General features: G+C 40.7%; 24 protein-coding genes. 5 read left to right on the top strand and 19 right to left on the bottom strand.

Going from position 1 to position 25,828, the window contains the following annotated elements:
- Positions 1-49: 49 nt before the first annotated feature.
- Complete coding sequence (queG, locus tag AK824_RS03435; RefSeq protein WP_057758820.1) at positions 50-1,207, top strand: tRNA epoxyqueuosine(34) reductase QueG; 1,158 nt, start codon at positions 50-52, stop codon at positions 1,205-1,207.
- A gap of 145 nt (positions 1,208-1,352) precedes the next feature.
- Here the strand turns inward: queG and lysM are convergent, their stop codons facing one another.
- From lysM to AK824_RS03405, 6 genes are all read right to left on the bottom strand, one after another.
- Positions 1,353-1,862 carry a peptidoglycan-binding protein LysM gene (gene lysM, locus AK824_RS03430; protein ID WP_057758817.1) on the bottom strand — a complete coding sequence of 170 codons (510 nt, stop codon included), beginning with the start codon at positions 1,860-1,862 and terminating at the stop codon, positions 1,353-1,355.
- Between the two features lie 282 nt (positions 1,863-2,144).
- The gene (acpP, locus tag AK824_RS03425) at positions 2,145-2,381 is read right to left on the bottom strand and encodes an acyl carrier protein (RefSeq protein ID WP_057758815.1); all 237 of its coding nucleotides are present in this window, start codon (positions 2,379-2,381) and stop codon (positions 2,145-2,147) included.
- A 271-nt stretch (positions 2,382-2,652) separates the two neighbouring features.
- Complete coding sequence (gene fabG / locus AK824_RS03420) at positions 2,653-3,381, bottom strand: 3-oxoacyl-ACP reductase FabG (protein WP_057758813.1); 729 nt, start codon at positions 3,379-3,381, stop codon at positions 2,653-2,655.
- Positions 3,378-4,346: an ACP S-malonyltransferase gene (gene fabD, locus AK824_RS03415; RefSeq protein WP_057758811.1), complete on the bottom strand. Its 969-nt coding sequence runs from the start codon at positions 4,344-4,346 to the stop codon at positions 3,378-3,380. Before fabD ends, fabG begins: the two co-directional genes overlap by 4 nt.
- A gap of 425 nt (positions 4,347-4,771) precedes the next feature.
- Positions 4,772-4,954 (bottom strand): 50S ribosomal protein L32, encoded by a 183-nt coding sequence (gene rpmF / locus AK824_RS03410; protein WP_057758809.1) that lies wholly within the window; start codon positions 4,952-4,954, stop codon positions 4,772-4,774.
- Positions 4,955-5,272: 318 nt separating this feature from the next.
- Complete coding sequence (locus AK824_RS03405) at positions 5,273-5,866, bottom strand: YceD family protein (RefSeq protein ID WP_057758807.1); 594 nt, start codon at positions 5,864-5,866, stop codon at positions 5,273-5,275.
- A gap of 182 nt (positions 5,867-6,048) precedes the next feature.
- Here AK824_RS03405 and AK824_RS13785 point away from each other — a divergent pair, with 182 nt between their 5' ends.
- A complete protein-coding gene (locus AK824_RS13785) occupies positions 6,049-6,477 on the top strand; it encodes an elongation factor P hydroxylase (protein WP_057758805.1) in 429 nt (142 codons plus the stop codon).
- A 751-nt stretch (positions 6,478-7,228) separates the two neighbouring features.
- Here AK824_RS13785 and AK824_RS03395 read toward each other — a convergent pair.
- Together AK824_RS03395 and AK824_RS03390 are read right to left on the bottom strand one after the other, a co-directional pair.
- The gene (locus tag AK824_RS03395) at positions 7,229-7,477 is read right to left on the bottom strand and encodes an antitoxin VbhA family protein (protein ID WP_057758803.1); all 249 of its coding nucleotides are present in this window, start codon (positions 7,475-7,477) and stop codon (positions 7,229-7,231) included.
- Positions 7,478-7,605: 128 nt separating this feature from the next.
- A complete protein-coding gene (locus AK824_RS03390; RefSeq protein WP_057758801.1) occupies positions 7,606-8,898 on the bottom strand; it encodes a hypothetical protein in 1,293 nt (430 codons plus the stop codon).
- 84 nt (positions 8,899-8,982) lie between these two features.
- Here AK824_RS03390 and AK824_RS03385 point away from each other — a divergent pair, with 84 nt between their 5' ends.
- Entirely contained in the window at positions 8,983-9,192 is a 210-nt protein-coding gene (locus AK824_RS03385; RefSeq protein WP_057758799.1) for a helix-turn-helix domain-containing protein, read from the top strand.
- A 37-nt stretch (positions 9,193-9,229) separates the two neighbouring features.
- Here AK824_RS03385 and AK824_RS13385 read toward each other — a convergent pair whose 3' ends face one another.
- The 8 genes from AK824_RS13385 to AK824_RS03350 all read right to left on the bottom strand — a co-directional run bounded on the left by AK824_RS13385 (position 9,230) and on the right by AK824_RS03350 (position 18,618).
- Positions 9,230-9,388: a transposase gene (locus tag AK824_RS13385; protein ID WP_224737862.1), complete on the bottom strand. Its 159-nt coding sequence runs from the start codon at positions 9,386-9,388 to the stop codon at positions 9,230-9,232.
- Positions 9,389-9,821: 433 nt separating this feature from the next.
- The gene (locus tag AK824_RS03380) at positions 9,822-10,658 is read right to left on the bottom strand and encodes a cation efflux transmembrane domain-containing protein (RefSeq protein WP_057758797.1); all 837 of its coding nucleotides are present in this window, start codon (positions 10,656-10,658) and stop codon (positions 9,822-9,824) included.
- 233 nt (positions 10,659-10,891) lie between these two features.
- Positions 10,892-11,599: a signal peptidase II gene (gene lspA, locus AK824_RS03375; protein ID WP_057758795.1), complete on the bottom strand. Its 708-nt coding sequence runs from the start codon at positions 11,597-11,599 to the stop codon at positions 10,892-10,894.
- A 141-nt stretch (positions 11,600-11,740) separates the two neighbouring features.
- Positions 11,741-13,021 carry a c-type cytochrome biogenesis protein CcmI gene (gene ccmI / locus AK824_RS03370; RefSeq protein WP_057758757.1) on the bottom strand — a complete coding sequence of 427 codons (1,281 nt, stop codon included), beginning with the start codon at positions 13,019-13,021 and terminating at the stop codon, positions 11,741-11,743.
- Complete coding sequence (locus AK824_RS03365; RefSeq protein WP_406947853.1) at positions 13,018-13,500, bottom strand: cytochrome c-type biogenesis protein; 483 nt, start codon at positions 13,498-13,500, stop codon at positions 13,018-13,020. The genes ccmI and AK824_RS03365 overlap by 4 nt, the downstream gene beginning before the upstream one ends.
- 83 nt (positions 13,501-13,583) lie before the next feature.
- Positions 13,584-14,246, bottom strand: coding sequence for a DsbE family thiol:disulfide interchange protein (locus tag AK824_RS03360; RefSeq protein WP_082624556.1), 663 nt, complete (start codon positions 14,244-14,246; stop codon positions 13,584-13,586).
- Positions 14,247-16,295 carry a heme lyase CcmF/NrfE family subunit gene (locus AK824_RS03355; protein WP_057758754.1) on the bottom strand — a complete coding sequence of 683 codons (2,049 nt, stop codon included), beginning with the start codon at positions 16,293-16,295 and terminating at the stop codon, positions 14,247-14,249.
- A gap of 121 nt (positions 16,296-16,416) precedes the next feature.
- Positions 16,417-18,618, bottom strand: a complete 2,202-nt coding sequence (locus AK824_RS03350) for a heavy metal translocating P-type ATPase (RefSeq protein ID WP_057758752.1) — start codon at positions 18,616-18,618, stop codon at positions 16,417-16,419.
- A gap of 142 nt (positions 18,619-18,760) precedes the next feature.
- On the opposite strand from AK824_RS03350, the gene cadR reads away from it, so the two are divergent.
- Complete coding sequence (cadR, locus tag AK824_RS03345) at positions 18,761-19,171, top strand: Cd(II)/Pb(II)-responsive transcriptional regulator (protein WP_007394845.1); 411 nt, start codon at positions 18,761-18,763, stop codon at positions 19,169-19,171.
- A 147-nt stretch (positions 19,172-19,318) separates the two neighbouring features.
- On the opposite strand, the gene AK824_RS03340 is transcribed toward cadR, so the two are convergent.
- Both AK824_RS03340 and AK824_RS03335 read right to left on the bottom strand, forming a co-directional pair.
- On the bottom strand, positions 19,319-20,041 hold the full coding sequence (locus AK824_RS03340; protein WP_057758750.1) for a CHAP domain-containing protein: 723 nt from the start codon (positions 20,039-20,041) through the stop codon (positions 19,319-19,321).
- Positions 20,042-20,837: 796 nt separating this feature from the next.
- On the bottom strand, positions 20,838-21,482 hold the full coding sequence (locus AK824_RS03335; protein ID WP_057758748.1) for a DUF411 domain-containing protein: 645 nt from the start codon (positions 21,480-21,482) through the stop codon (positions 20,838-20,840).
- A gap of 239 nt (positions 21,483-21,721) precedes the next feature.
- Here AK824_RS03335 and lnt point away from each other — a divergent pair, with 239 nt between their 5' ends.
- A complete protein-coding gene (gene lnt, locus AK824_RS03330) occupies positions 21,722-23,290 on the top strand; it encodes an apolipoprotein N-acyltransferase (protein ID WP_057758793.1) in 1,569 nt (522 codons plus the stop codon).
- A gap of 165 nt (positions 23,291-23,455) precedes the next feature.
- On the opposite strand, the gene AK824_RS03325 is transcribed toward lnt, so the two are convergent.
- A complete protein-coding gene (locus AK824_RS03325) occupies positions 23,456-24,403 on the bottom strand; it encodes a cation diffusion facilitator family transporter (RefSeq protein ID WP_082624560.1) in 948 nt (315 codons plus the stop codon).
- Positions 24,404-25,828 lie beyond the last annotated feature (1,425 nt).

Below are 25,828 nucleotides of genomic sequence, written 5' to 3'. Positions count from 1 at the left end.
AATCTGATTAAAACAAACGAGAAAACCATCTAATAAGCACCTACTCTCTATGCCTACTGATAAAAACAGAATTACCATTACCAATCCAACTGTATTTGCAACTACAGCTGATGTTAAGCAGTGGATCAAAGCACAAGCACAAGCACTAGGATTTGCTGATTGTGGTTTTTTATCTGTGCATCATCCTTTGTTTACTCAGCAGATTGAACAACTACAGAAGTGGCTAGATAAAGGTTATGAGGGTCAACTGCAGTTTATGCATAATAATCATGATCTGCGCGCTCATCCTGATCAGCTAGTAGAAGGCGCAAAGACCATCATCAGCGTACGTATGGATTATCTAACTCAATCACCGACGCCGCGTGCTGTGACTGATAATGATCATCCCAATAAAGGCATCATCGCGCGTTATGCAAGAGGGCGTGACTACCATAAAACGATGCGTAGCCGTTTAAAGCAATTGGCTTTGAAGATAGAAACAATGCTCCCTGAATGGCAACATTTGGATATCGGTTCAGAAAAAGAATTTGTGTTTAGACCTTTTAGCGATTCGGCGCCTATCTTTGAGCGGCCGATTGCAGATGCAGCAGGTCTCGGTTGGACAGGTAAACATACACTACTTATAAATAAGCAAGCTGGCTCATTTTTTGTACTCGGTGAGCTATTTTTGAGCCTTGAGCTGCCCGATGACAAACCGGTCAAGGAGCATTGCGGTAGTTGTAGCGCTTGTATTGACATATGCCCTACTCAAGCAATTATAGCGCCCCATGAGCTCAACGCCTCTGCTTGTATCTCCTATTTAACTATCGAGCATGATGGCGTCATCGATACCAAATATAGACGCGCAATTGGCAATCGGGTCTTTGGCTGTGATGATTGTCAGTTAATCTGTCCATGGAATCGTTATGCCAATCTAACTACTGTTGATGACTTCGCATCAAGGCACGGATTGGATAATAGTAGCTTGCTTGAACTATGGCAGTGGCAAGAAGCCGACTTTATGAAGAACACTCAAGGTAGCCCGCTTAGACGCACCGGCTATGTGAATTTTTTACGTAATATCGCTATCGGACTTGGCAATGCTAATGCTAGCTTAGAAGTGGTCGAACAGTTAAAGTCCAAATTGGCTTTACATGGTGACATGCTAGATGAGCATATCGAATGGGCTCTAACTGAGCAGCATAATAAGCTAGGCTTAACCAATTAACCAATCCCTTTATGACTATCAAATATCCCTGAAATAAAATAGTTATTTGAAATGTACAATACAAAAAAACCTCTTAATAATAAGAGGTTTTTTTTATTAGAATATCATATTTAAAATATTATTTTTCTATACGCTTCTTTTAGCATTATGGCTTAGGAATGCGTAGTACTTGACCTGGATAGATTTTATCTGGATCAGATAACATTGGTTTGTTTGCTTCGAATATCTTCATATAATCGCCAGATGAACCATAAACTTCTTTAGCAATCTTAGACAAACTGTCACCAGACTTCACCGTATACATCGTAGATTCAGGCGCATCTTCTTCGATATCGATATTATCAATAACTTTTGCAACGTTTTGCACATTACCGATAGCGATAATGGCTTTTTCACGATCAGCTTGAGTTTTGGCATTACCGCTAATTTCTGCAGTATCTGTAGATCCATTATATTTAATTTTTAGGTTACTGATGTTGAGGTTTTGCTGCTGAATACGGCGCAACAAAATATTGGCAACTGATTGTGCACTCGGCTCACTGCTTTGTACTGGTGTATTGGCATCTGCTTTCGTTTCTGTCTTAGCATCATGCTTTTCGTCATCACGGTTAAAAATCTTATCACCGATATCTTTTGCAAAGCTAAACATACCCATATATCTACTCCTTGAAATATTATTATTTGTCATTCTTTTAATGAAACGCGCAATCAAACAATATTTTAAATGTCTAACTGGCATCTTTTTCTACGACTTACTATTATGAGTATAGATAAAGTGAGTCGATGTAGATAGTAATAGTATGTTGAATAATGTTGAATTGACGTAGTCAATGTTAAATTCGATTGCTGTGTTTAAAAATAATAATCACGCGCCCATAAAAAAACCGCCTATCTAATCAGATAAGCGGCATTATAAATGTGCTAAATAAGTAGCAGATTATAGTTGGGCTTGTACGTAATCGATTGCTTTTTGAACAGTAGTCAACTCTGCAGAATCTTCATCAGGAATAGTGATACCAAAATCACTTTCAAATGACATAACCAATTCAACTAGGTCTAAAGAATCTGCACCTAGGTCTTCCATGAATGAAGCATCGTTGTTGATGTCTTCAACATTCATACCTAGTTGCTCAGCTACTGCTGCTTTTACTCTTAGCTCGATATCATTACTCATGTAGATCACTCCGTTATCATCTATTATTTTTAATAAACTGCTATATCGCCTTATTTAAACGCTATAGCATGGTATATAAAATGCGTTTGCCAGACTAGCAATGCTGTCTGAGTACTCTATGACATGTTATACAGTCTGTCTGATGTCTAATAAAGCCCTGTTATCATACAGGGCTTTGACTCAAAAGTATCCGTCATTATAGCACCCTTTATTATAGTTTACACTCGTTCACACAGTTTTTTATTATAACTATGTAACGCTCGTATATTGACTACATATACATGCCGCCATTGACAGGAATGACAGCCCCTGTAATATAGCTGGCCTCGTCGCTAGCCAAGAAATGTACCGCTGCAGCGATGTCTTCTGGCTGACCAAGACGGCTGATAGGTACAGCATCTAACATAGAGTTCAATAGGCGCTCATCAAGCTCATCTGTCATATCCGTTTCGATCAAGCCTGGTGCCACACAGTTGATGGTCACTTGGCGTGAACCAATCTCACGTGCAAGCGTACGGCTAAACCCTTCTACGCCAGCTTTGGTCGCCGCATAGTTAGATTGGCCTGCATTGCCCATTTGAGCGACGACAGAGGTAATGTTGATAATACGACCACGGCGTGCTTTCATCATACCGCGTACAGCACGTTTACTCATGCGATATACTGACGTCAAATTGGTATCGATAACATTTTCCCAATCTTCATCTTTCATGCGCATCAGTAGGCCATCTTGGGTAATACCTGCATTGTTAACCAATACTTGTACCGCACCATAGACGCTTTCAATCTCTTCAAACAGTTTGTCAATTTGAGCAGTATCACGTACGTCTAAAACACGACCAATACCACCAGTATCATGAAGGTAGTCATCGATAAGCTCAGCGCCCTTTTCAGTGGTCGCAGTTCCAATAACAAAATGTCCTTCTTTAGCAAAACGCTTGGCCACTGCCTTGCCAATACCTCGGCTAGCGCCAGTTACTAATGTAATCGTACGGCTCATGATAACACCTCCAATAATTTTTCTAGACGGGCAGGCTTGTCAGTAGGATAGCTGGCGATTGGCTGCGCCTGACGCTTCGCCAAATTGCTCAGTACATTACCACTGCCGCATTCGATTAAGATATTGATTTGCTTGTCAGCTAACTCTTGCATGGTTTTTGACCACAGTACTGGCTCGCTCAGCTGTTCGGTCAATGCTTGCTTGATACCGACCGCACTGGTTTCAACGCGTGCATAGCGATTTTGTATAACAGGAATGGTTGCCTGATCAAACTTGATACCCGCTAGTATCTCAGTCAATGCATTGCTGGCAGGTTCCATAAGTGCGCAATGAGACGGCACACTCACTTTTAGAGGAACAGATTTTTTGCCCGTGTTTTTGACTTTATCAATAACAGCATTAACACCAGCAGCGTTACCCGAGATAACCACTTGTCCTGGACTATTGAAATTGGCTGCACCGACTACTGCATCTTCGACGTGTTCGGTTGCTTGTTCACACAGGTTTTCGACTCGGTTGTCTTCTAGTCCTAATACTGCAGCCATAGCAGTATCGACACCTACAACGGCCTCTTGCATTAACTGACCGCGCTTATGTACTAAAGTGACTGCATCACCAAGCGATATCACATTGGCAGCACACAGGGCACTGTACTCGCCTAGAGAGTGACCAGCTAGATAACAAGGCGTCTCTTCTATTTTTTGTTGTAGGACACGCCAAATAGCAATACTAGCTGTCAAAAGCGCAGGCTGAGTATATTGGGTTTGATTGAGTTTTTCTTCGTCCTGACAGATTGCCCACAAATCCTCACCAAGCGCATCACTCGCTTCGGTAAATGTATCACGTATCTCTGGATAGATTTCGGCAAGCTCACTCGTCATTGCGACTGCTTGAGATCCTTGTCCAGGAAAAATGACCGCGATACGAGCGGGTTGCTTTTTTACCATATCGGGTACAGAAGCCATAACCAATATTCCTTATCTGATTAGAAATATCCCTAAAAACAATGGGGTGTATTATATTATTAGATGTTATACAAAGCCGCTACTTCAAGTATTTATGTAAGAAAACGGATTGTCAGTAAACTATACACTGACAAACACTATTATCATAGCGGATGCAAACCAAACAGCAAGAGTAACGCTGCTCAAATTAAAGGAGCAGATTATATCAGCACATTTTTAAATCTACTAAAAATAACAAGCGAATTAAGCAATAAGCCTAGTTATAAATAACAAAAAGCCAAGTTATCCAGCCACATAATATATGATAGCGAAATAACTTGGCTTTTTTTAACTCAAAGCTTATTGACTAATAATAACTAGGCAAAAACAATAATAGTCACCAGTACTATTATCATCTTCGCCTAAGCTATCATAGAGCCAATGTCTTAGGCGTCTTGGCTGACTTTGAACAGTTGACGACCACGGTAGAAACCATCTTTAGTCATGTGATGACGACGATGTTTTTCACCAGTAGTAGCATCTACGCTTAGTTCAGCAATTTCCATACGGTGATGTGAACGGCGCATGTCACGACGAGAACGGCTTTTACGACTTTTTTGAACAGCCATGATATAGCTCCTATACTTAAAAGGGATAAGCTTGAAATTCAGCTTAAGTCGATACTGACAGAGGCTATATAATCACAACAACCTAAGTCTTAAGCATCATTAGTTAAATAGATTGCCACTCACATAAAGCACTGACCAAGGCTGAATTTTATAAAAAATTTACCCAGTCAGTTTCTATCAGCAAGCAACAGGTTGCTCGAATGCAATAAACCGGACATTATACGCATGTTTATTAAATTAATAAAGCCCTGCCTCGCACTCTTCTGTACAAAGCTGATAAAAGGTTTTTTAAATGCATCGATTAGATAATTTTGGCGCTTATAGTTTACCTTTTAGTGAGGCTAAAGCAGCAAAAGGATTTTCACCTTCCTCTTCTTCTGGTATCTCACCAAACTGCTCAACAGACATCTCACAATCGTCATGCTTTGGCGCCATTGGGGTCTTGAGCAAGATCTCGTCTTCTACCAACTTCTTAAATGGTAACAGACGCTCTGGCGATTGCTCGGTGACGATTTCATCCAGTAATAAATAATCTTGTTCATCTTTAACTAGGCGAACCTGACTATCGTTTTCTAGTAGCGCGATGTCATAATCATCAGATAAGTCTATCGCGATTGGTTGTAAGCAGCGCTGACAAGTTAGCCAAACATCACCTGTCAAAGTAAATGCTAAATGCAAGACGTTGTTGCGACGATACAAGTTAGCGTTGAGCTGTATGTCTGACTGCTCATGTTCAGTACTCAAAGTAGTAGCAAGACGAACAAACGAGCTTGGCTTGACCTCTCCTGACCATTCGTAACCAGTGTCTGCCCACTTATCTAAGGAGATGTGCTCAGGCATGCCAGTAGATACAGGCGCTTTTTTATTGTCAGCGTTAGGTGCTGACGGTTTAGTTTCTGGAGTGCTTGACATGCGCGGCCTCATTCATAAAAACGGTGTATAATATTGCCTGCCATACTAACGGAAAGTGCCATATTCTGCTAGCGCTAGTATGTTAAGATTTTTTGATAATAAATTTGTTTAAGCTCTTTTACTACTTACCTTTTTACCTAAAGTTTTTTGTCTTTAGTATTTATTAAATCAATGTCTTCTCTATGAATCTATCCGATAATAAAATGAATTTTTCTGATTTACTTTCTTCTACTGAAGCAAGTTCATTGCTGCAACAGCTTACTCAGTTAGGGAGTCATACTGAAAATTCATCTAGCAATATACTCTCTTATGATAAAAATGAGTATTTAAACGAATGCAGAAGTCAGTGGCAAGAATTGTCTAGTACTCAATCTGACGATACTCATACAGCAGAATTGGTATTTGATAGCGAACGATTAACTACCGATTGGCTCATACAGTTATTTAATACTTTATTCGCTGATCAGCAAGTTATATTGGTTCGTAGCAATGATGAACCCGAATATTTTCCAGCTCAAAATAATGAACCCGCTCGAATTGAATTCGCTCATGGATTTTTTGCCAGTGCTCTGCATGAACTGCACACATCTCCTTATAGGTTGACATGCTAGAAACCTCTTATTCTAATAGTGTACATCGCTATATTATTTGTAGGCATCTAAATTAAAACTATCACTTCGGTGATTATTACAACCTATCAGAACAAATCACTTTTACCTATCCAAAAGATAATGGTCGTTCTATCAATTAGGTATCATAACAATTAAGTTTTTCAGGTATCTTTCACATCTTCAGAAGCATTCTTTCTAATATCATCCTATCTAAGCTATAAACGCGGACATGATGCGCTTCGCTACGTCTATCTATTAATGGTTACTTTTGATCAATCGTACCATCCTCTAATCCAGTAGATTTTATCTATGTCAGATAGGTAGAAGTAAAAGTAGTTTTCTGCTATTCATGTTTATCATTAACGTCTTTGCACATAGTATTGTCAGTTGCAAGATATCGAATCATATGAACACGGATATAATGATGGTAATATTAAAGCACGCGAGTGTAGATAGAAGCAGACCCAAGGATGTAATTCACCACGGTGATATTAGGTCTTAATGCTTATCTATTCACTAAGCGAATAAGCTGACTAGCTATAGCATTATTATGTTTGTGGGCAGAATAGTTATTCTTTATTTCGGAGATGGCTGGACGAGAGTTAGTGATACTGGACTAGTAATCTTACATAGGTGAAATGATTTGATAAATATGATTGAATAGCACAATTAATTATGTTTCATCTTTCGATACTGGCTGTGAAAAGCAATACTATAATAGCTTAGCAACGTCGGGCTCAAACTATAAGAGCTAATTATCTTCGAGCGCTATCTTAGTATAGTGAGCATGTAGCAAAGCTTTTACTTCCTTGCTAGTTGCAATTTTACCTTCCTCAAAGTCTTGAAAGATGTGCTGAGTATCTGGGTTAATAGGAATATTATCGACTGCGAAGCTGCCCAAAGTATCAAAGTTAATGCGGCGGCGCTTTTCTATTTCTTGTTTGCTAACGAGGATAGGACGATCATCGGTAATCGATGCTTCAAATTTAGAATCTTCCATACTAGCTCCTATCAGTAGTAATAAAATTGTTCAGCAAGTCAGATAGTCTTCTATCTAGACAATCTTTCTCTCATTGCTATGTCTTATTCGGCTGATTTAATTGTATTAGTGATTTAGACATCGGTAAATCATGATTGTTTAATATCAAGAGCTATTGTGACTGAATAATTCGTACTTCTAGCATCTCCTAGAGTTGCGTAACTTACTTGCTCTAAAGTTTTTTGGGACCTATATGGGCTGAATAGCTCATCAAGAGTATGGTGAAAACCACCATCATCTACTGCAAATACATAATCAAAAAATATTTTGGCCATTGCAGACTGAGGGTGGCTAGCATCGCGAAAAGATTTATTGTGACTCCAACTACCACTGTATATTTTATTGAATACTCTCTCTATATTACCAGAAACAGAATTTGAAGCATGTTTTCGAGTAATACCTGGTTTTTGCACGTATGCAGCAGCATTTTCCACAGACTTCCAAATGATATAATGCATGGTTGATACAGAGCATTCAGCTAAACATGATCTGAGAATACTAATTAGCTTTTCGCCAATAGGCGGTGCTAGATAGTTCAATCTTGACCTAGTAATCAGGTAGCTTAAACACTCTCCTAGCTGTAACTTTTCACACCAGTTCTTAAATTGATCATTCGCTACTAGAGCACTGGTATTTTTCTGAGATTTAGCGTTTATCAAGATTTTAGTAAGATTCTCAATACTATAAGCAAACTCAAAGATCGCTTGATAGAAATCTATCTCTAGCTCTTTTTCTTCGTTGATAGTTACGTATTCGTAGCTATTTTCAGAAGCGAGTATGAGCAGATTTCGGTTAAAAAGATGCTGTAGTATCTCTTCATCTAATTTAGAGAACGGTGATAAAGGTAATGATAAATTGTCACGTAGAGAGACTGTATTCCTTATATTATCTGCCCCTAGGCTCTCTACAGTCGCTGCGAGTAGAAGTTTATCCACATCGTTAAGCTCAGTGACTGAAGGAATACTGCTTAATTGAATGCTTCGGCATTGATTGATGTACTCTAGAGCGGTCTGTCTCTTTTCTTCTGCTAAACGGTCTTGTTTAAGACGATACTCTAAGTACTCTTGATCCATTCTTTTTTCAAGCGCCGCCCTGCAATCATCACACCGCCATCTAATAAGATCCAATCGAGTTAGCTGTGAGCGAGTATAGCAAATCTTAGTTGTACCGCAGTCTATGCATTGGCAGTCTAGTACGACAAGATGAGCATTTATTTTAACGATACTAGGTATATCCTGATGCTTAACATCAAACTCTTGACCTATTTCTTTACAGGTATATATAAAACCACTTCGTTTATCGCCTTCTCTTAACCAGTACCTCTCACAGATCAGCTTATTAGTTTCTGTTATATCTGGCTGATACTCTAGTTTTGTTTTCATACTCACCTCATAATACCGACTATATCCCGTGGATATTATAGCCCACCACTGTGAGTATTGCTATTTTTAGCAGTGGTTGGTGAGATGAAGACAGATGAACGCATGATAGCCTTTGGAAAGCGTATCCGTGATGTGCGCAGAAGCAAAGGAATATCTCAAGAAGTGCTGGCAGAGATAGCAGATATTGATCGAAGTTATATGGGAAATATCGAGCGTGGAGAGAAGAATGTCACTCTCAAAAAGGCCTATGATATTTGCGATGCATTGGATATAGATATTAAGGATCTAGTCTAAATTGTTCGATTCATAATAATATGATAGTTAACTATAGTCAGTCTAGAATAAAAGAGATACAACCCATATCATGAAACAGCTTAGGTAGATTATTCTCCATCCAGCCTTGACGTAGAAATTTTGCCTGTGCCCACTTCTTTTCAATGGGATTTAGATCAGGGCTGTAGGGTGGCAACCAAAGAATACGAGAGACCATCCCAGATTCTGTGTAACTGACGTTTAGATTAAATACTTACACAAAATTTAGGAAGGTCTCTGAAAATTAACCACCTGACACAACTCGTCACCTACTAACAGATCTTGGCGGTCATAAAAGTTGCCCCAACGCTTATAATTATTATCCGTTCTCGACTCAGGGTTATAAGTAATGGCGATGTAGGTTTGAATTTTATTAGTGTCCTAAATTAGTTGACCACCACCAGATTCTTATCAAAGACTTCATCATCTATTATTCGCCAAACGGCAACTTGCTGATGGTCTTTGGTGGTGACTAGATTTAAAGTTTGTTCAATCATTGCTTGAGGTCTCATATCCTTATGATGTTTATTTGCTTCAAACCCAGTTACTTTACACTTAGCGGTTTAATTAAGCTACTTACTTGAGCTATTTGCTTCAGTTATTAGGCTTGGCTACTTACTCAACTTCAATATTCTAAAGGCGCCCTGAATAACTAAAGCAAATACGATGCTACCAATAATCAAATCAGGCGTACTAGAGTGTAACCAATTAACCAAAATCCCTGCAACAATTACCCCTAAATTGATAATCACATCGTTTGAAGTGAAAATCATACTGGCTTGCATATGGGCTTCTTCTCCTTCTTTGCTTTTCGATTTTTGTAGTAAATAGAGGCAAATCAAGTTTGCAATTAGCGCAAGAATCGATATGACTATCATGGTAGAAAAGTCAGGTAACTGCTCATTGCCAAAGAAACGTCTTAGTACTTCTAAAAAACCAAGAATCGCTAGCGTAATTTGAAAATATCCGGCAATTCTAGCAATCCGTTTTTTCTTAATGACCGTTCCACCGACCGCAAATAAGCTAATTCCGTACACCAAGCTATCTGCTAACATATCTAAGCTGTCGGCGACCAACCCCATCGAACGAGAAATCAGTCCCGTGCTCATTTCAATAATAAAGAAAGCAAAGTTAATGACCAGCACTATCCATAGTAGCTTTCTTTGCTCAGCATCTTTTTTGTGACTAGAGTCAGCATCAATTTTAAAATTATTGTTGGGATCAGAGGGGTCAATGGTTTCGGTCGAGAGTAGGGTGTCTCCTAATTTTAGGTCATGAATAGCAGTCTCTATCCCTTCTATATTGTCATGATGAAACACAGTTAATTGACGGTTAGGAATGTCGAACTCAAGATGTTCAATATTCGAGTGGCCCTCTAATTTCATTCGGATTAGGTTTTCCTCCGAAGGGCAGTCCATCTTCGATATTTTAAAAGTTGTTTTATTCATAGTTACATTTATATCCGGGTGGTGGTTCAAAAAGTAGGCTGAAAAAAAACAGGCTGAGAAATTGATAAATAGTGAAATGCAAATGACACTATACATCAAATGCCCAGCCTGTCTAAGTAACATTACCTTCCAGTTCACATTTTATAAACATACTCAAGTATAAAAAGTATTTTTCCGTATAGAGTGAATACGACGCTAGTTCATTTTGTTTGTGATAATCGGCATCAATGTGCTTATTTATTACGCTTACTTTCTAAAAATATCATGTCAATTATAATCAATGCGACACCGACACAGACACCTATATCTGCAACATTGAAAAGAGGATAATTCCAGACATCAGCATAATGCACATGGATAAAGTCAACCACTTTACCAATTCTTAAACGATCGATTAAGTTGCCAATCGCACCACCAAGCATTAAGGCCAACCCCATAGATAATAGCTTGGCTGCACGTGGCGCTTTGATTAAATAAACCGTTAAAAAGATAGCCATTACAAAAGCTACGCCTGAGAAAAACCATTTCTGCCAACCGCCAGCGTTGGCTAAAAAGCTAAATGCTGCCCCATAGTTATAAGCGAGTGTCCAGTTGAGAAATGGTTCAATGACCGGTACGGGGTCATTGAACGCTAATGTGGTTTGGGCCAACCACTTAGTCCATTGATCAAGTATTAATACCATTATCGCCAACAAATACCAGATAAAAGCGCGACTGCCATTGGCAACCATTTTTGGTATTTTGTCCAACTTATCTTTAGGTGTTATTGAGTTGCCTGAAGTCACGTACATAGCTTTAGGCGTATGATTTATGGTTTTAGAGTCAATCGATTGATGAGTACTACTCACAGCTATAGGTACCTTCTTGTCAGCAATATTAGTACTAGCCGATTCAACGCTATTCAATTTAGTACTATCTAATCTGTCGGTAGATTCAGTCATAGTTGTTTCCTTTATCTATGTTTATACAATGAACAATGTTAAACGTATATGTTTTTGGTATACGATTATTAATCGCGCCACTTTCATAAACGGCTCCACTTACCGCTCTGGTATTATGAAACTTACGGTAATAATTTTTTATTAGGGAATCTGTTGATTGATTTCAACATTAACCTGAGTCTGTTCAGCGCTAATCACTATAGGATTACCCGATAAGTCGCCTGACTCTGCTATGGCATTACCGCTATGACTAATACGAGCAACGACTGCTAACTGAGTTTTGTCACTACGAGCTGAATTTAACGTGCGATCTGGCATCATCGCATCAAGATTGCTTAAACGGATACTGGCCTCACCTTGCTTAATAACACTAATGGGTAAACGTTTGGCGGCAAACGGTGGACCTCCTTTAACGTCACGTATCGCAACAAACAACACATCATCAGCTTTCACTAACGGTAATAAATTAGCGTTAATGTTCACTGTCACGTCAATACCTTCTAGCGCTTGCTTTTCTTGCGTGCTAACGTAGTTGCTTAACTCATCTAAGCTTGCTAAAGCTTTAGTATGATCACCTGGTTTGGCCACAATGCTGCCTTGTAAGCGTTTAATCCAACCTTGCGCTTGGGCAAAGTTACTACTACGAGTCTCACCCATTGCCATGAGCATTTGAGCCCGTTCATGCTGCGGATTCTTAGCTAATATAGCTTGTAATACACGGCGAATATTGGCGTCTAACTGACCTTCATTAACAAAAAAGCTAGTCTGAGCATAAGTGGTGGCGATTTCTTCATTTTCAGGAGCTAAACGATAGGCACGAGATAAGGCTTCCAGCGCAGAATCAGTTGCCTCCATAGATAAGAAAAGCTCGGATAGGCGCATCCAGCGATTAGGATCATCAGCATTACGATGAACATTGGTTTGCATGGCGCTAATCAGTTGACGACCATCTTCAAACGCCCATGATGGCGGCTTGTCAATTTTAGCTGTCAATAGGTCGTCAGCCACTTGTCCTACTTTGTCCTCAGCTGTCCACAAATCAAACACGGGCGTACGATTACCTATTAGTAAATACGCCATTGCAGCCAATATTGGGATCCAAGCTGCGACAATTAAACTGCTTTTGACATCAGGGGTGACCATAGGTGTTATCTGACGCTGCGCATCTAATAGCTGACGCTCCAGTTCCAGCTTTTGATTTTGATAATGGCTATTATTAATAGTACCGCTGTCTTTATCTGTTTGTAGCTCAGCTAAACGTTCGCGAAATACTGCAACATTAATATCTAGCAGTTGATTGTCTATTGGTTTGGACTGCAAACGCGGTGCTCGTAGCCATGGCATAATAGCAATCAGCGAAAATATAAGAGCAATCAGCAAGCTTAGAGTTACAAATAAGCCAAAAGTAGAAAATAGAGTCATTTTTTGTCCTCTAGGCTAGTAATGTCGTGGTCGACACTCTCAGCTTGCGATAATAGACGATCAAGCTCAGCCTTTTCCGTAGAGGTCAAGGCAGCAGTACTGTTCACTGTAACGCCGTTTTGGCCACGGGCGACAACTTGGCGGCGTTTACTTTGCCAAAACCAACCAACAATTAAGACGAGCAATAATAGTGGTGGAAAAAACCATAGGATCCATGTCGATGGTCGCATAGGCGGCTTGTAGCTAATAAAGTCACCGTAGCGCTCTTGCATATAGGCGCGTATTTCAGCATCACTACGTCTATCTTTAATTAAATCATAGACTTTTTGCTTTAGATCCTGTGCAATCGGTGCATCAGAGGCTGCAAGGTTTTGATTTTGGCATTTTGGGCAGCGAAACTCTTCTATTAATCCACGATACTGAGCTTCTTGCTGTGGTGAATCAAAATCGTATACGTCAATAGCTGCGTTTGCCGTCATGTTAAGCAGACACGCTAGTATTAAGCTTGCTAGTTTTAAAATTATATTGAGTTTTATTTGAGGAGCTCTTATTCGAGTAACGTTCATTTGCACATCTCCTCAACCTGAATGAGATCAGGGCTATCGTTGTTCTTATTAGCCTCATTAAGTACGGTCAGGCACGGCTTAACACGCTGTTGCCAATTGGCTTCATTAATCTCACCAACAATATGCTGACGAATGATGCCATCTCCATCCACAACAAAGGTTTCGGGCGCACCAGTTATGCCTAAGTCTAGAGCAAACTGACCCAATGAATCCTGAATAGACATAGAAAATGGATCACCGCCTCGGTTTAAGTAACTGAGCGCATTACCAATCTCATCCTTATAATTCACACCAACGATATCAACGCCGCGCTCTTCTAGTTGCATTAAAAACGGATGCTCAATAACGCAAGTTGGACACCATGAGCCCCAAACATTAAGTAAGAACGGCTTATCCGGCAAATTATCATTGGTGATAGTACGGGTAGTATCTGCTAATACCGGCAGCTCAAAGGTAGGAACCGGACGCTCAAGAGCGGTATTGGTCACAATGTCTGTTGGTTTACCTAAGCGCATGTACAATATAACTACCAAACCAAAAAAGAGGATAAGCGGAATTAAGAACCATAGCTTCATCTGCTTTTTTTTCATTGCCTTTGGGTTACGCTGCTTACTGTTTTGGCTATCTTTTTGCTCAGGAGTGTTATTCGACATAGTCATTTATTTCTCCTTTAGTGTCGACATCGTCGATGCTGAGATTGCCTGCTCAATAGCTACCTCATTGACTCCATCAGTAGCCAAACTACCAGTAACTAGCAACGGAGCTTTAACTTTTTTGATGCGGTATCGTTTATCAAGCATACTAATTAATCCACCTAGAGCCATGATAATTGCCCCTAACCAAATCCAGCGAATTAATGGTTTTACATAAATCCTTAATGCCCATTGGTTACTACCATCGGCAATAGGTTCGCCCAGTGCGACATAAACATCGCGCATAAGACTGGGGTCAATAGCGGCTTCAGTCGTTGGCATCGTGCTGATAATATAAGTACGCTTTTCTGGAGTCAGTTTCGCCACTTCACGACCGTCTTTGGATACCACGACTTGCGCTTGCGTTGCATCAAAGTTACTACCCTTTATTTCAAAAAATTCAGTTACTTCAAAATCGTAACCTTGAACATTGACTGTATCGCCAATACCCATTGCTACGTCACGCTCAATACTCAGGCTACTAGTAAAGGCTATGCCAATGACAGCAACCAATACGCCAATATGAGCAGTCTGTTGACCCCAATAGCTCAGACGCAACTGCCGCAAACCGTTAAAAAGATTAGGCGCATTCTTAGTTTTATCTTTAAAATCAACTGCCATCCATAGCAGTGCCCAAAAGCTAACGGCTAAAGTCACACCAATATTAAGCATAGACGATGGATTAACAAAGTAAGTAATAATGGCGGCTAATACTAAGCTACTAACGGCGATGACCATGCCTATACCCAGTAGTGGACGGGTGTCTTTTTTCCAGCGAATATTTGAGCCCATACCCATAGCTATTAATAACAGCCACGTTAAAGGTACAAATAATGCATTAAAATAAGGAGGGCCAACGGACACTTGTCCTAAACCAAAAGCATCAGCGATAATAGGGTAAAGGGTGCCGAGCAGCACCACTAAGGTTGCAATCAAAATGATGGCGTTGTTGATCACTAAAAAGGACTCACGTGAAATCAGCTGATATTGACTTTCAACGGTTAAACGCCAACCTCGAACGGCAAACATTAATAGACCACTACCGATGATAATGCCAAGAATAGCTAAGATAACCAAACCACGCGTCGGATCAGCGGCAAACGAATGCACTGAGGTAAGGACTCCAGAGCGTACCAGGAACGTGCCAAGCAAGCTTAAGGCAAAGGCGAAAATAGCCAGCATGATGGTCCATGCTTTAAACACCCCGCGCTTTTCAGTGACTGCTAATGAATGCAGCAATGCTAAGCCGACAAGCCAAGGCATAAACGAGGCATTCTCTACCGGATCCCAAAACCACCAACCGCCCCAGCCAAGCTCGTAGTAGGCCCACCACGAGCCCAGTGCAATACCAATGGTCAAAAATCCCCAAGCCGCGAGCGCCCATGGACGTGACCAGCGTGTCCAAGCAGCATCTAAACGCCCTTCCCACAATGCCGCCATACAAAATGCAAAAGGTACTACCATACCCACATAGCCCATATATAACATGGGCGGATGAATAATCAGACCGAAATCTTGTAGGACAGGATTTAAATCAGCGCCATCGACCGCTAGATTGGGTAAGGTACGCTCAAACGGTGACGAGGTAAATATCAGCATCGTTAGCATCATTAACTGTACACCGGCCAAAATAACTAATACCCGCGCACGCATTGATAACGGCAAGCCGCGACTAAAGTATGATACCAGTGCACACCATGTGGCCATGATGGTCATCCATAGCAGCAAAGAGCCCTCGTGTCCGCCCCATGTCGCCGATAACTTATAGTACCAAGGCAACAGCGTATTAGAATGCTGCGCGACGTAACTGAGGCTAAAATCATTATAATAAAAACCTGCTATCAAAGCGCCAAATGACGTTATCATGGCGGCAAACTGTGCCCAAGCTAGGCTAGGGGCTAGTCGTTGCCAAGCAACTTGGTTACGAATAACACCAATAGTTGGCAGAATTACCTGCAATAACGCCAATACAAAAGCGGTAAGCAAGGCAAAATAGCCCAATTCTGTAATCAACATACGGTCTAACCTTATTTACTCTAATGCGGTTGCAGTTTACTGTGGCGGTGGAATTTTTATTATTAGAACCCACCCCTGAAATCTGCTGCTATCTCTAGTTTTTAATTGATTTCGAAGGGTTTTATTTAACTACTTTAGGCGGATTTACCAGTGGAGGCGCGCCTTTAAAGCGCAGTAAACGTAACGCATTAAGAGTAACGAGCACTGTTGCTCCAGCATCAGCTAGAACCGCAATCCATAGTCCAGTAATGCCGAATACGGTCGTGATCAGAAAGACGCCTTTGAGACCTAAAGCGAAAATGACGTTCTGATGAATGTTGCGCATGGTGGCACGTGAAAGTGCGATGAGATGAGCCATGTCCGTGACACGACTTTTTAATAATGCGATATCGGCCGTCTCAATGGCCACATCGGTACCACCACCCATCGCGATGCCAACATCGGCAGTTGCTAGCGCTGGCGCATCGTTAATACCATCACCAACCATCGCTATTTTGCGGTTGTTCTTCATTTCGTTAAGCAGGCGCAGTTTGTCCTCAGGCAACAGCTCAGCTTCCCATTCCACGTCTAAATTACTGGCAAGTGCTTGAGCGGTTAAGCGGTTGTCGCCTGTTAGCATGACGGAGCGCAAACCCATCGCTTTGAGCTGAGCCACACCTTCATGAGCGTCGTCTCGTAATTCGTCTCTTAGCGCGATTAATCCAAGCACTTCACGGTTTTGCTCATCGAAAAGAACAGAGACGGTCTTACCCTCATTTTGCAGCGCCTCGATTTGCGCCTGTTGTGTGAATGAAATCAATGCCTCATCGGCTGCGTAAACAGGCGAACCGATAGCTAGCGCGCGCTCCGCGACAGTTGCGTGTACCGCTTTACCGGCAGTTGCAGAAGCATTGGAGGCCACAGGTATGACCACTTTAGCAGCTTCAGCATGACTGACAATGGCTTCAGCAAGCGGGTGACTAGAACCAATCTCCACACTGGCAAAAAGCGCCAATATCTCATCTTGACCTTGAGAATTCTGACCTTGAATACTTGAGTCCTCTTGTGTAAAGGCAACAACATCGGTCACGCATGGTTTGCCTTCAGTTAAAGTGCCTGTCTTGTCAAAAGCGACCGTCTTCACTTGGCCGATAGTTTCTAAAGCACTACCGCCTTTGATCAGCAAGCCACGGCGCGCACCAACAGCAAGACCAGAGGCGATGGCAGCGGGTGTTGATAGTACAAGAGCACAGGGACAGGCAATCAATAATAAGGCTAGACCTCGATATAACCAAGTTGACCAATCTCCACCCATGGCTAACGGTGGAATGATAATAATTAGTGCGGCAATAGCCATCACTGCCGGTGTGTAATAGCGACTGAATTTCTCAATAAAACGGGCAGTGGGTGCTTTGGAGGCTTGGGCTTGCTCTACCAGCTCAATAATGCGCGAAATGGTGTTATCGGCGGCTGTCTTTTCTACGCGCACTTGGAGCACACCATCGATGTTAATTGACCCTGCAAATACATTGTCACCCATCGTCTTGGCAACAGGAACAGACTCTCCCGTCACGGGCGAATCATCAAGGCTGGACGCACCTTGAACAATGGAACCATCAGCAGATACCCTATCTCCAGGACGCACCAGCACAAGGTCATTCACTTGTAATGAAGTCGCTGGAACGTTACGCTGCCCACCTTGAGCATCAAGTAAAATTGCACTTTTCGGAACCAGCGATGATAAGGCTCTGATGCCAGCGCGAGCGCGATCAGCAGCGATACTCTCAAACAGTTCACCGATTGAGAACAAAAAGACAACTGCTGCGGCCTCTTCAGCTTCACCAATGATAAGTGCGCCAAGCACGGCGACGGACATCAGCGTTTCAATTGAAAAGAATGAACCTGTTTTAGCCAGTGCTAAGGCTTTGCGCGCAAATGGAAAAACGCCTACAATCACAGCGATGGCAAACACCCATATCCCATAAGCGGGCAACAGTAGTGACAGTGCATAAGCGCTGCCCATCAAAATACCGAGGCCAACAACCTGTTTGCCTTTTTGAGTTTGCCACCATTGCTTATCCTGCGGAGCCATCTGATTGTCGCTGTCAATATCAATAGCCGATACAGTTTGTTGACCAGTATTGGCAGAGATGCCGAACCCTAGGCTTTTGATTGTTTTTTCGATATCACTAGCCTGAGTCGGCGCACCAGGGGCTAAATTTAGCTCTAGCGTTTCTGTAGCGAAATTCAGCTGAACATCAGAAACCCCAGGCATACGTTTCAAAGCTGTTTCAATCTTGCCGATGCAACTGGCACAGTCCATACCTTCAATATGATATTTCATAATAATTTACCCTTTGAATAATGATATTATGAACCCTATAGTGGCTTTAGAGTCAAGGTTATTTATCTACAGTTTCGTAATTTTAATTTCTCTAGCGCTAGTCTTTACAGCCACTTTAATTATTTAAATCGTAGAGGTTGTTATGACAATCAAAATTGGTGAGCTCGCTAAACGCACAGGTGCCACAGTAGAAACCATTCGCTATTATGAAAAAGAGCGTTTATTACCCGAGCCTTTTCGTAGCGAAGGGAATTATCGTTTATATAATGAAGAGCACATTGAGCGTCTACAATTTATCCTACATTGCCGTACGCTCGATATGGCTTTAGATGATGTGCGAATCTTACTTGAATACTGGGAGTCGCCTGACAAGGACTGCGGCGATGTGAATAACTTGCTAGATGAGCACATTCATGCTGTGGAAATACGAATGGAAGAACTGATGCACTTAAAGCATCACTTGACCGTTTTGCGCCAGAAATGTGCAAGTAGTGCACCAGCGTCATCATGTGGCATTTTAAACGCGCTTGTCGATAACTCCTGTCATGAGTAATGATATCAGTAGTGTTCATTTCTGACGGATCAAATCATGAAAGGTTAAATACGCCCTGATGTTAAGCACAAAAAAACCCAGCAATGATATTAAGATCACTACTGGGTTGGAGGAAATAACAACTATGTTGTGCTGACTTAGAAAGTCTTATTTATCATTCATAGCAAGGTAGATATTACGATCTGATGCGGATGCGTCATCCACGTATTTTGAATCGCGCCATGTCGTATAAGCATAGACACCACTGTATGGGCTGATGCTGTTCTGACGGAAATCAGAAATCCAATTTTCGCCATCAAATATTTGGATATGGCCATGCGGGCGCTTTGATGAGCGATCATAGACAATAACATCACCTACTTGGGTTGGCATATCATTACTGATTTTGCTAAAACCTGCTTTATCAAGCGTGCCACGAGTGGCGTACTGATAGGCTGAAGGATTGGGTGTAAATTCATAACCAGCTGATTGTAGTGCTTTACGTACGTAACGGGCACAATATCCAGAGCTGCCAGATAAAGCCACTTTTGAGGCGCGAGCAGCAGCGATAGCGGGGGCTGAATTGCTGTCAGGAACCTTATTGACTTGCTGCTGTTGTTTTTCAGCGTATAAGCGGCTGTTTAATGATGAAAGCTGATTCTCTTTTTGCTTGGCCTGCGCACTTAGGTTGCTAATTGCTTGACTAATTTCATCATTATTAGAAACATAAGCACCACTTTTGGTGCTATAGATGTTTTTTGATGAACCGTAGTTTGATGCCACAGAAGTATTGGTGATGGTATTATTTGTTTGAGAGATTGTGATAGCAGCACCACTCGTTTGTGCTATGCCCATACCCAGTACTGACAAAATCAATAAAGCCTGTTTCATAAATCTAATACCTACGGTTAATTCAAAATCGTCTGTTATCAACAACAGCGCAGTCAATTAAATCTCAATAACTCAAGTATATATATGTCATAGTGACTGATACTTCTGCTGCATATTATTCATATAAAAAATGATTATTGGCGATCACAGCTCATTGAAGTCTTACGAAGCTGTTACAAATCAAGCTGCTGACCAAAACACAAAGCCGACTTTAGCATAGGCTGTTTAGCCTGTCATCCCCCTTAAAAACCCCAAAAATACTTTTTTGATGTCGAAAAAATTGCTAATATCCCACATTTTACAATGTAAGTTTGTGTAACATGTACAGAATATAGCTGACTAGATTGACCACAATTTCTACTGTTTTATAAGCAAAAAAACGTCTGAGGGTTAAATCTATAATTTAGATTTAACCCTCAGACGTTTTTCTATTGGATGAAGTAATTACCCTATATAGGGTCTAACTAATTATTAAGATAATATAATAATTTATAATATTAATATAGATGCTAATTCCCTACTAGCTTATGTAATATTACGTAATTGTTTCGATACATCCTGTATATTCTTGTATTAACCCTTAGTCATTTATCTATTTTAAGGGTTAATAACCGATAAATTCGCTTACATTGTCATCAAAAGTTACAAATTCAAAGTTATTTTTAATTTTAAAGTCGCAATAGCTAATGAATTTTTTGATGAAGAATCATTTTATAAGCAATAGAACAGTCTTATACCTACCTCATTTACTTTTAACGCTAACACTATAATCAAAGTATTCTTAACTGCTAACACACTATAATTGCTGCTCTACCGATTCAATATCAGCATAAACTTGGGTCGTCCCGTCTTTATTGAGTTGCATAACCTGATAGGGCATGAATTTATTTTGATACTCCATACCCGGGCTACCAACAGGCATGCCAGGTACGGCAAGACCCATAGCTTGTACTGGCGGATTTTCTAAAAACTGCGCCATATATTTAGCGGGTACATGACCTTCAAAGACGTAACCATCAGTAGTGACTACAGTATGGCAAGAACGCATTTCATTTGGAACGCTGTAGCGCTCTTTAAATACGGCTAAGTCCGCAACATCTTGCGCGGTTGCACTTAGACCATTATCTTCTGCATGACTTATCCATTCTTTACAGCAGCCGCAATTGGCATCTTTATAGACAGTGGCTGAGACGTTTTTTAGTAGGTCTGGTTTATTTACTGATGTCATCATAGAAGTATTTATAACGTTTGGTTCAGCTGTCTTCGGAACAGTCACTACATCTTCAGTTGATGCCGATGTTGTGCTTGCATCAGATACGCCACTACTCGGTTGGCTACAAGCAAATAGTGATGAGGCGGCAAGTAATACTAACGTACTACGCAACCCCTTAGACAGATAACGATTGAATATAAGACTGGATTTTATTTTTAAGGGGGTCATAGTGCTCTCTCATGTACTGTAGATATTGTGAGCTATAGAAGGTCAAGTAACACTTCATATCGTTTGGTAATGTAGCATAATAACCCATTAAACGGAGTACATAAATTCATCCATTGAGCAGTGCAGGCTGGTATCATAAGCAGTTTTTATTTTAAAATACTGCCTGTAGTATTAACGGCTCTATCTAAGTTTTGGATTTTGATTAAAAATTCAAGGCTCATAATTTTGGATAATTTGCGATGCGCCTGTCTACTATTAATCTACAAAAGCGTTTGAGTACTCACTCAAATCAATTACCGCTATGGTTTACGCTAGTAGCAGCATGGCTTGCAGGGGCTATTTTTTTATTTGCGCTAGCGCCTCATGGGTTCTGGCCGCTAGCAATAGTGTCACCAGCGATTTTATATGCGCTGTTGGTACCAAATATGAGTGGTCGTCGCGCTTTTATTATCGGTGAAGCTTACGGTATGGGGCTATGGTGCGTCGGCGGCTTTTGGCTCTATACTGCCATCCATGATTATAGCGATACTCCAACGTGGCTCGCATTGATTATGATTGGATTGATGGGTCTCGGTATGGGACTGTTTCATGGATTTTTAGCACTAGTCTTTAACCGTATGGTAGGCAAACAACCCTTTTCATTTGCTGCTCTTTGGGTGCTACAAGAATGGTTAAAAACTTGGTTATTCACAGGCTTTCCGTGGCTGTTTGTTGGTTATGCATTTACTGAAGAGTATTGGTTATCGTCCTTAGCACCCGTTGCTGGTGTTTTTGCCGTCTCTTTTGTTGCCATACTATTGGCTGCAAGTTTAGTAGAGCTACTGCTTCGGCGCAGTAGTTATGCCGTCGTTTCTGTACTGTTATTAGCCATTAGCACATCATTATGGCTGGTCAATCCGCAATGGACAAAACCTAAGGGCACACCTGATCTGTCAGTGTCATTGATTCAAGGTAATATTTCACAAGATATAAAGTGGCTGACGCAATATCAATTAGAAACGCTAAAGATTTATGCGAAGTTAACACGCACTGAGTGGGGACGTGATGTGGTGGTGTGGCCTGAATCATCTATTCCGATGTTTCAGGATGAGGCTGCGGGCTTTATTAGTGAAATGATAGAAATGGCCAATGCGACCAATACGACATGGATAACTGGTATCCCTTATAAGGATAAAGCGGCATTCAATGCCAGTACGGATAAGTATCCCCCATTTTACAATAGCGTGATTGCTCGAGGTGTAGAAGCGGAAGGCCTATACAAGAAGCAGCGTCTAGTGCCTTTTGGAGAGTATATTCCATTTGAAGGCGTGCTCGATATTTTCCCAAGTTTGGCCGGTAGTCAGGATATTAAGAGCTATAGTCGTGGTAGTGATCAGCAGTCACCGCTAAAGGTGCGTGGACACAATATAGGGACGGCTATCTGTTATGAGGTAGCTTATCCAGATACCACGCGTAAAAATGCCATCGATACTGACTTTTTGTTGACCGTCTCTAACGATGCTTGGTTTGGCACTTCAGCAGGACCATTGCAACATTTGCAAATGGTACAAATGCGCGCGCTTGAGAACGGGCGCTGGTTTATTCGAGCGACCAATACTGGTGTTACCGCTATTATCAACCATAAAGGTCGTATTGTAAAACGCGCACCGCAGTTTGAGCGTACTGTACTACGTGGTGAGATACAGGCACGGGTTGGTAACACGCCCTTTATGCTTATGGGAAATTACCCTATCTTGATAATAATAACCCTGTTATTACTACTAAGCTATTTTGGCAAAGGTCTAACCACACTTAGAAGACGAGGGTAATAGTAAACTTAATCATAATAATTTAATCAGTGTAAGTTTTTTATTTTTTCTAGGTAACATCCTAACGCACGTAAATATAAAAGTTTTAAACTATTGATCACATAAGAATTGATTGAAAAAATTATGTCGACATAAGGCACGCGCCTCATACTTAAAAAAAGATAGCTATATACGGTCTATCATCTTTTTGTTGATACTTTCATTTAATGCACGCGATTTTTGATTGTCATCTGCCTTAGTACCAAATTCAATAGTTGCATGTTGTATATTCTGATGCGCCAAATCTTCCTTGATGTTTTCTTTCATAGTAATAGTCTCTTTAAACGTTATGTCGGTCTTCGGTACAATATGAACTGTAAGAGCATTCTCAGTGGTACTCAAAGCCCAGATATGTAAATGATGAAAGTTTTGAATAAAATTATAGCTCTCTAAGATAGCAGTGATTTTACTGAGATCAACATTTTGAGGTACTCCGTCGATAGCAAGCTTGATACTCTCTTTTAGTAGACCCCAAGTCGATAACAGTATAACGACTGAAATAATCAAGCTAACTAGAGGATCAACGATATTCCAACTTGTATAGTAAATAATAATGCCCGAGATAACGACACCTACAGAGACCAATGCATCTACCATTAGATGCAAGAAAGCACCTTTGACATTAATATCGTCTTTTTGACCTTTGTAGAATGCAAAAGCAGAAACAGTATTTATAAATACGCCTATTAGAGCTGTAATAATAATAACTTTTCCTGCAACTTCCGGTATGGTATCAAATCGACCCAAGGCCTCATACGCAATACCTATAACTATTGTAACTAACAATATGGCGTTAATAAGAGACGCCATTATAGAAGCTTTTTTGTAGCCATAGGTATAAAGCGTAGTAGATGCTTTCTGTGCTAATTTCATTCCAATTAACGAGATTATTAAACTGGCAACATCACTTAAGTTGTGGCTAGCGTCTGCGATTAAAGCTAATGAATTAGTTGAGTAGCCCACTATAAACTCGATGAGCGTAAATGCAGAATTTAGACCAATCCCAATATAAAAAGCTTTATTCATATCTTTAGGGTTTGGAGCTTGATGACTGTGGTTATCTGAATTACTCATAATTTACCCTTGTTTAGGTTGCTGCATTTTATTAAAGGTAGAAAATAAGTTTATTGCATATTTTCTATATTGCACAGTCAATATTGCTCTAATACCGTAGACACACTTATTTTTATCAATAAACTGAACCACAACTTGATTGTGTGTCCTATCTCTCCTTGGGCGAAAAAAGCGGATTTTACTGTAATCTAACTGGCTTACGTAAGCTTCTTGTTCTCATGTTCAAGCTCTTTAGTATGTGTAGCTTAGTCTTGAATGTTGGTTAGTATAGTTTCATTAGTGCGCTTTTTATGACATGACCACATAAAGGTGTAATCGTTTAATGCTTCAATCAGCATGCGAACGGCGCGTTCTTTAATCTCAGGAGTGTAAGTTTGTCTTTTAATTATCGTATTCTCTCAGAAAGATGATTTACCGCTTCTTAACAGCGCGTGTAAAACCTTGCATCTGACGACTAAGGCGGTCTTAATAGTAAACTACCTCAGTATTGTCAGAAACTTAACGTCTTGTGAGAATGTACTAAGTACTAATTGCTAACTTCAAAATAATTGAAATGCTTACGCTAAATGACGACAAAAAAAGCCTAAGCAATTTAACGAAGAATCAGATATTAAAAACCTAATCTGTATGACAAACAAAAAAATGCCTCTGGGAGTTGACTCCCAGAGGCATTTAGTTTTAAATGTAGATAACGGTTACAGTGTGCGTCAACACCCTGTAACGAACAAATAAGCACACAGACTGCGTTATTTGAACAGCATTAAATGCCCGTTTAGGGTCATTTTATCCAAAATCTGCTCTCATATCAACTCTATTTGCTATACATTTTAAAAACTGCTTGTTCGCTCGTTACATTTTCGTGCTGCTCTCTCTGTACCCGTTACCCGTCAAATGGGTGGCAGGCCTCGGTGACGACTGCGTTTGACATAAGGGTGAGCTCCCTACAGGGGTGACTAGACAAAGGATCAGAGCAACGCAATGAGTGGTTACTTGTGCATATCGTAGCGGTACATTGGGCGAACGCCCTTGCTAGCGTATGACAGTACAGTAGCGGTTATGAGCGTGTCTAGGCGGTGCTATCAGCCGTAATCATAACAGCCGTAGCTTGATACAGTGATACGGTCTTGATGACGCGATGGGCGATGAAGTCGGCATGACTAATCACATCAAATTCAAGGGATGCACTAAAGTGTTTGTGAGCATTATTATTATACTCATAATTGCTTTAGGGTGAGTGTTCCTTGAAATCTGCTCAAGGCTCCAAAATCAGCATAATTTTCACTTAGGCTAATTTAAGTAGTATATAGCCCACTAGGCTATATACTATAAGAATCTAGAGAAAAATTTAGAATATTTATTATACAACCATCATTTATTCAGTGAGTCGACATTGTCATGGTTGATTCATAAGCTTAGTGTGAATAG

The organism is Psychrobacter sp. P11G3, assembly GCF_001435845.1.
GTDB lineage: Bacteria > Pseudomonadota > Gammaproteobacteria > Pseudomonadales > Moraxellaceae > Psychrobacter.
The sequence above is the reverse complement of the archived record's forward strand: the minus strand, read 5'-3'. Positions and strand labels throughout refer to the sequence as shown.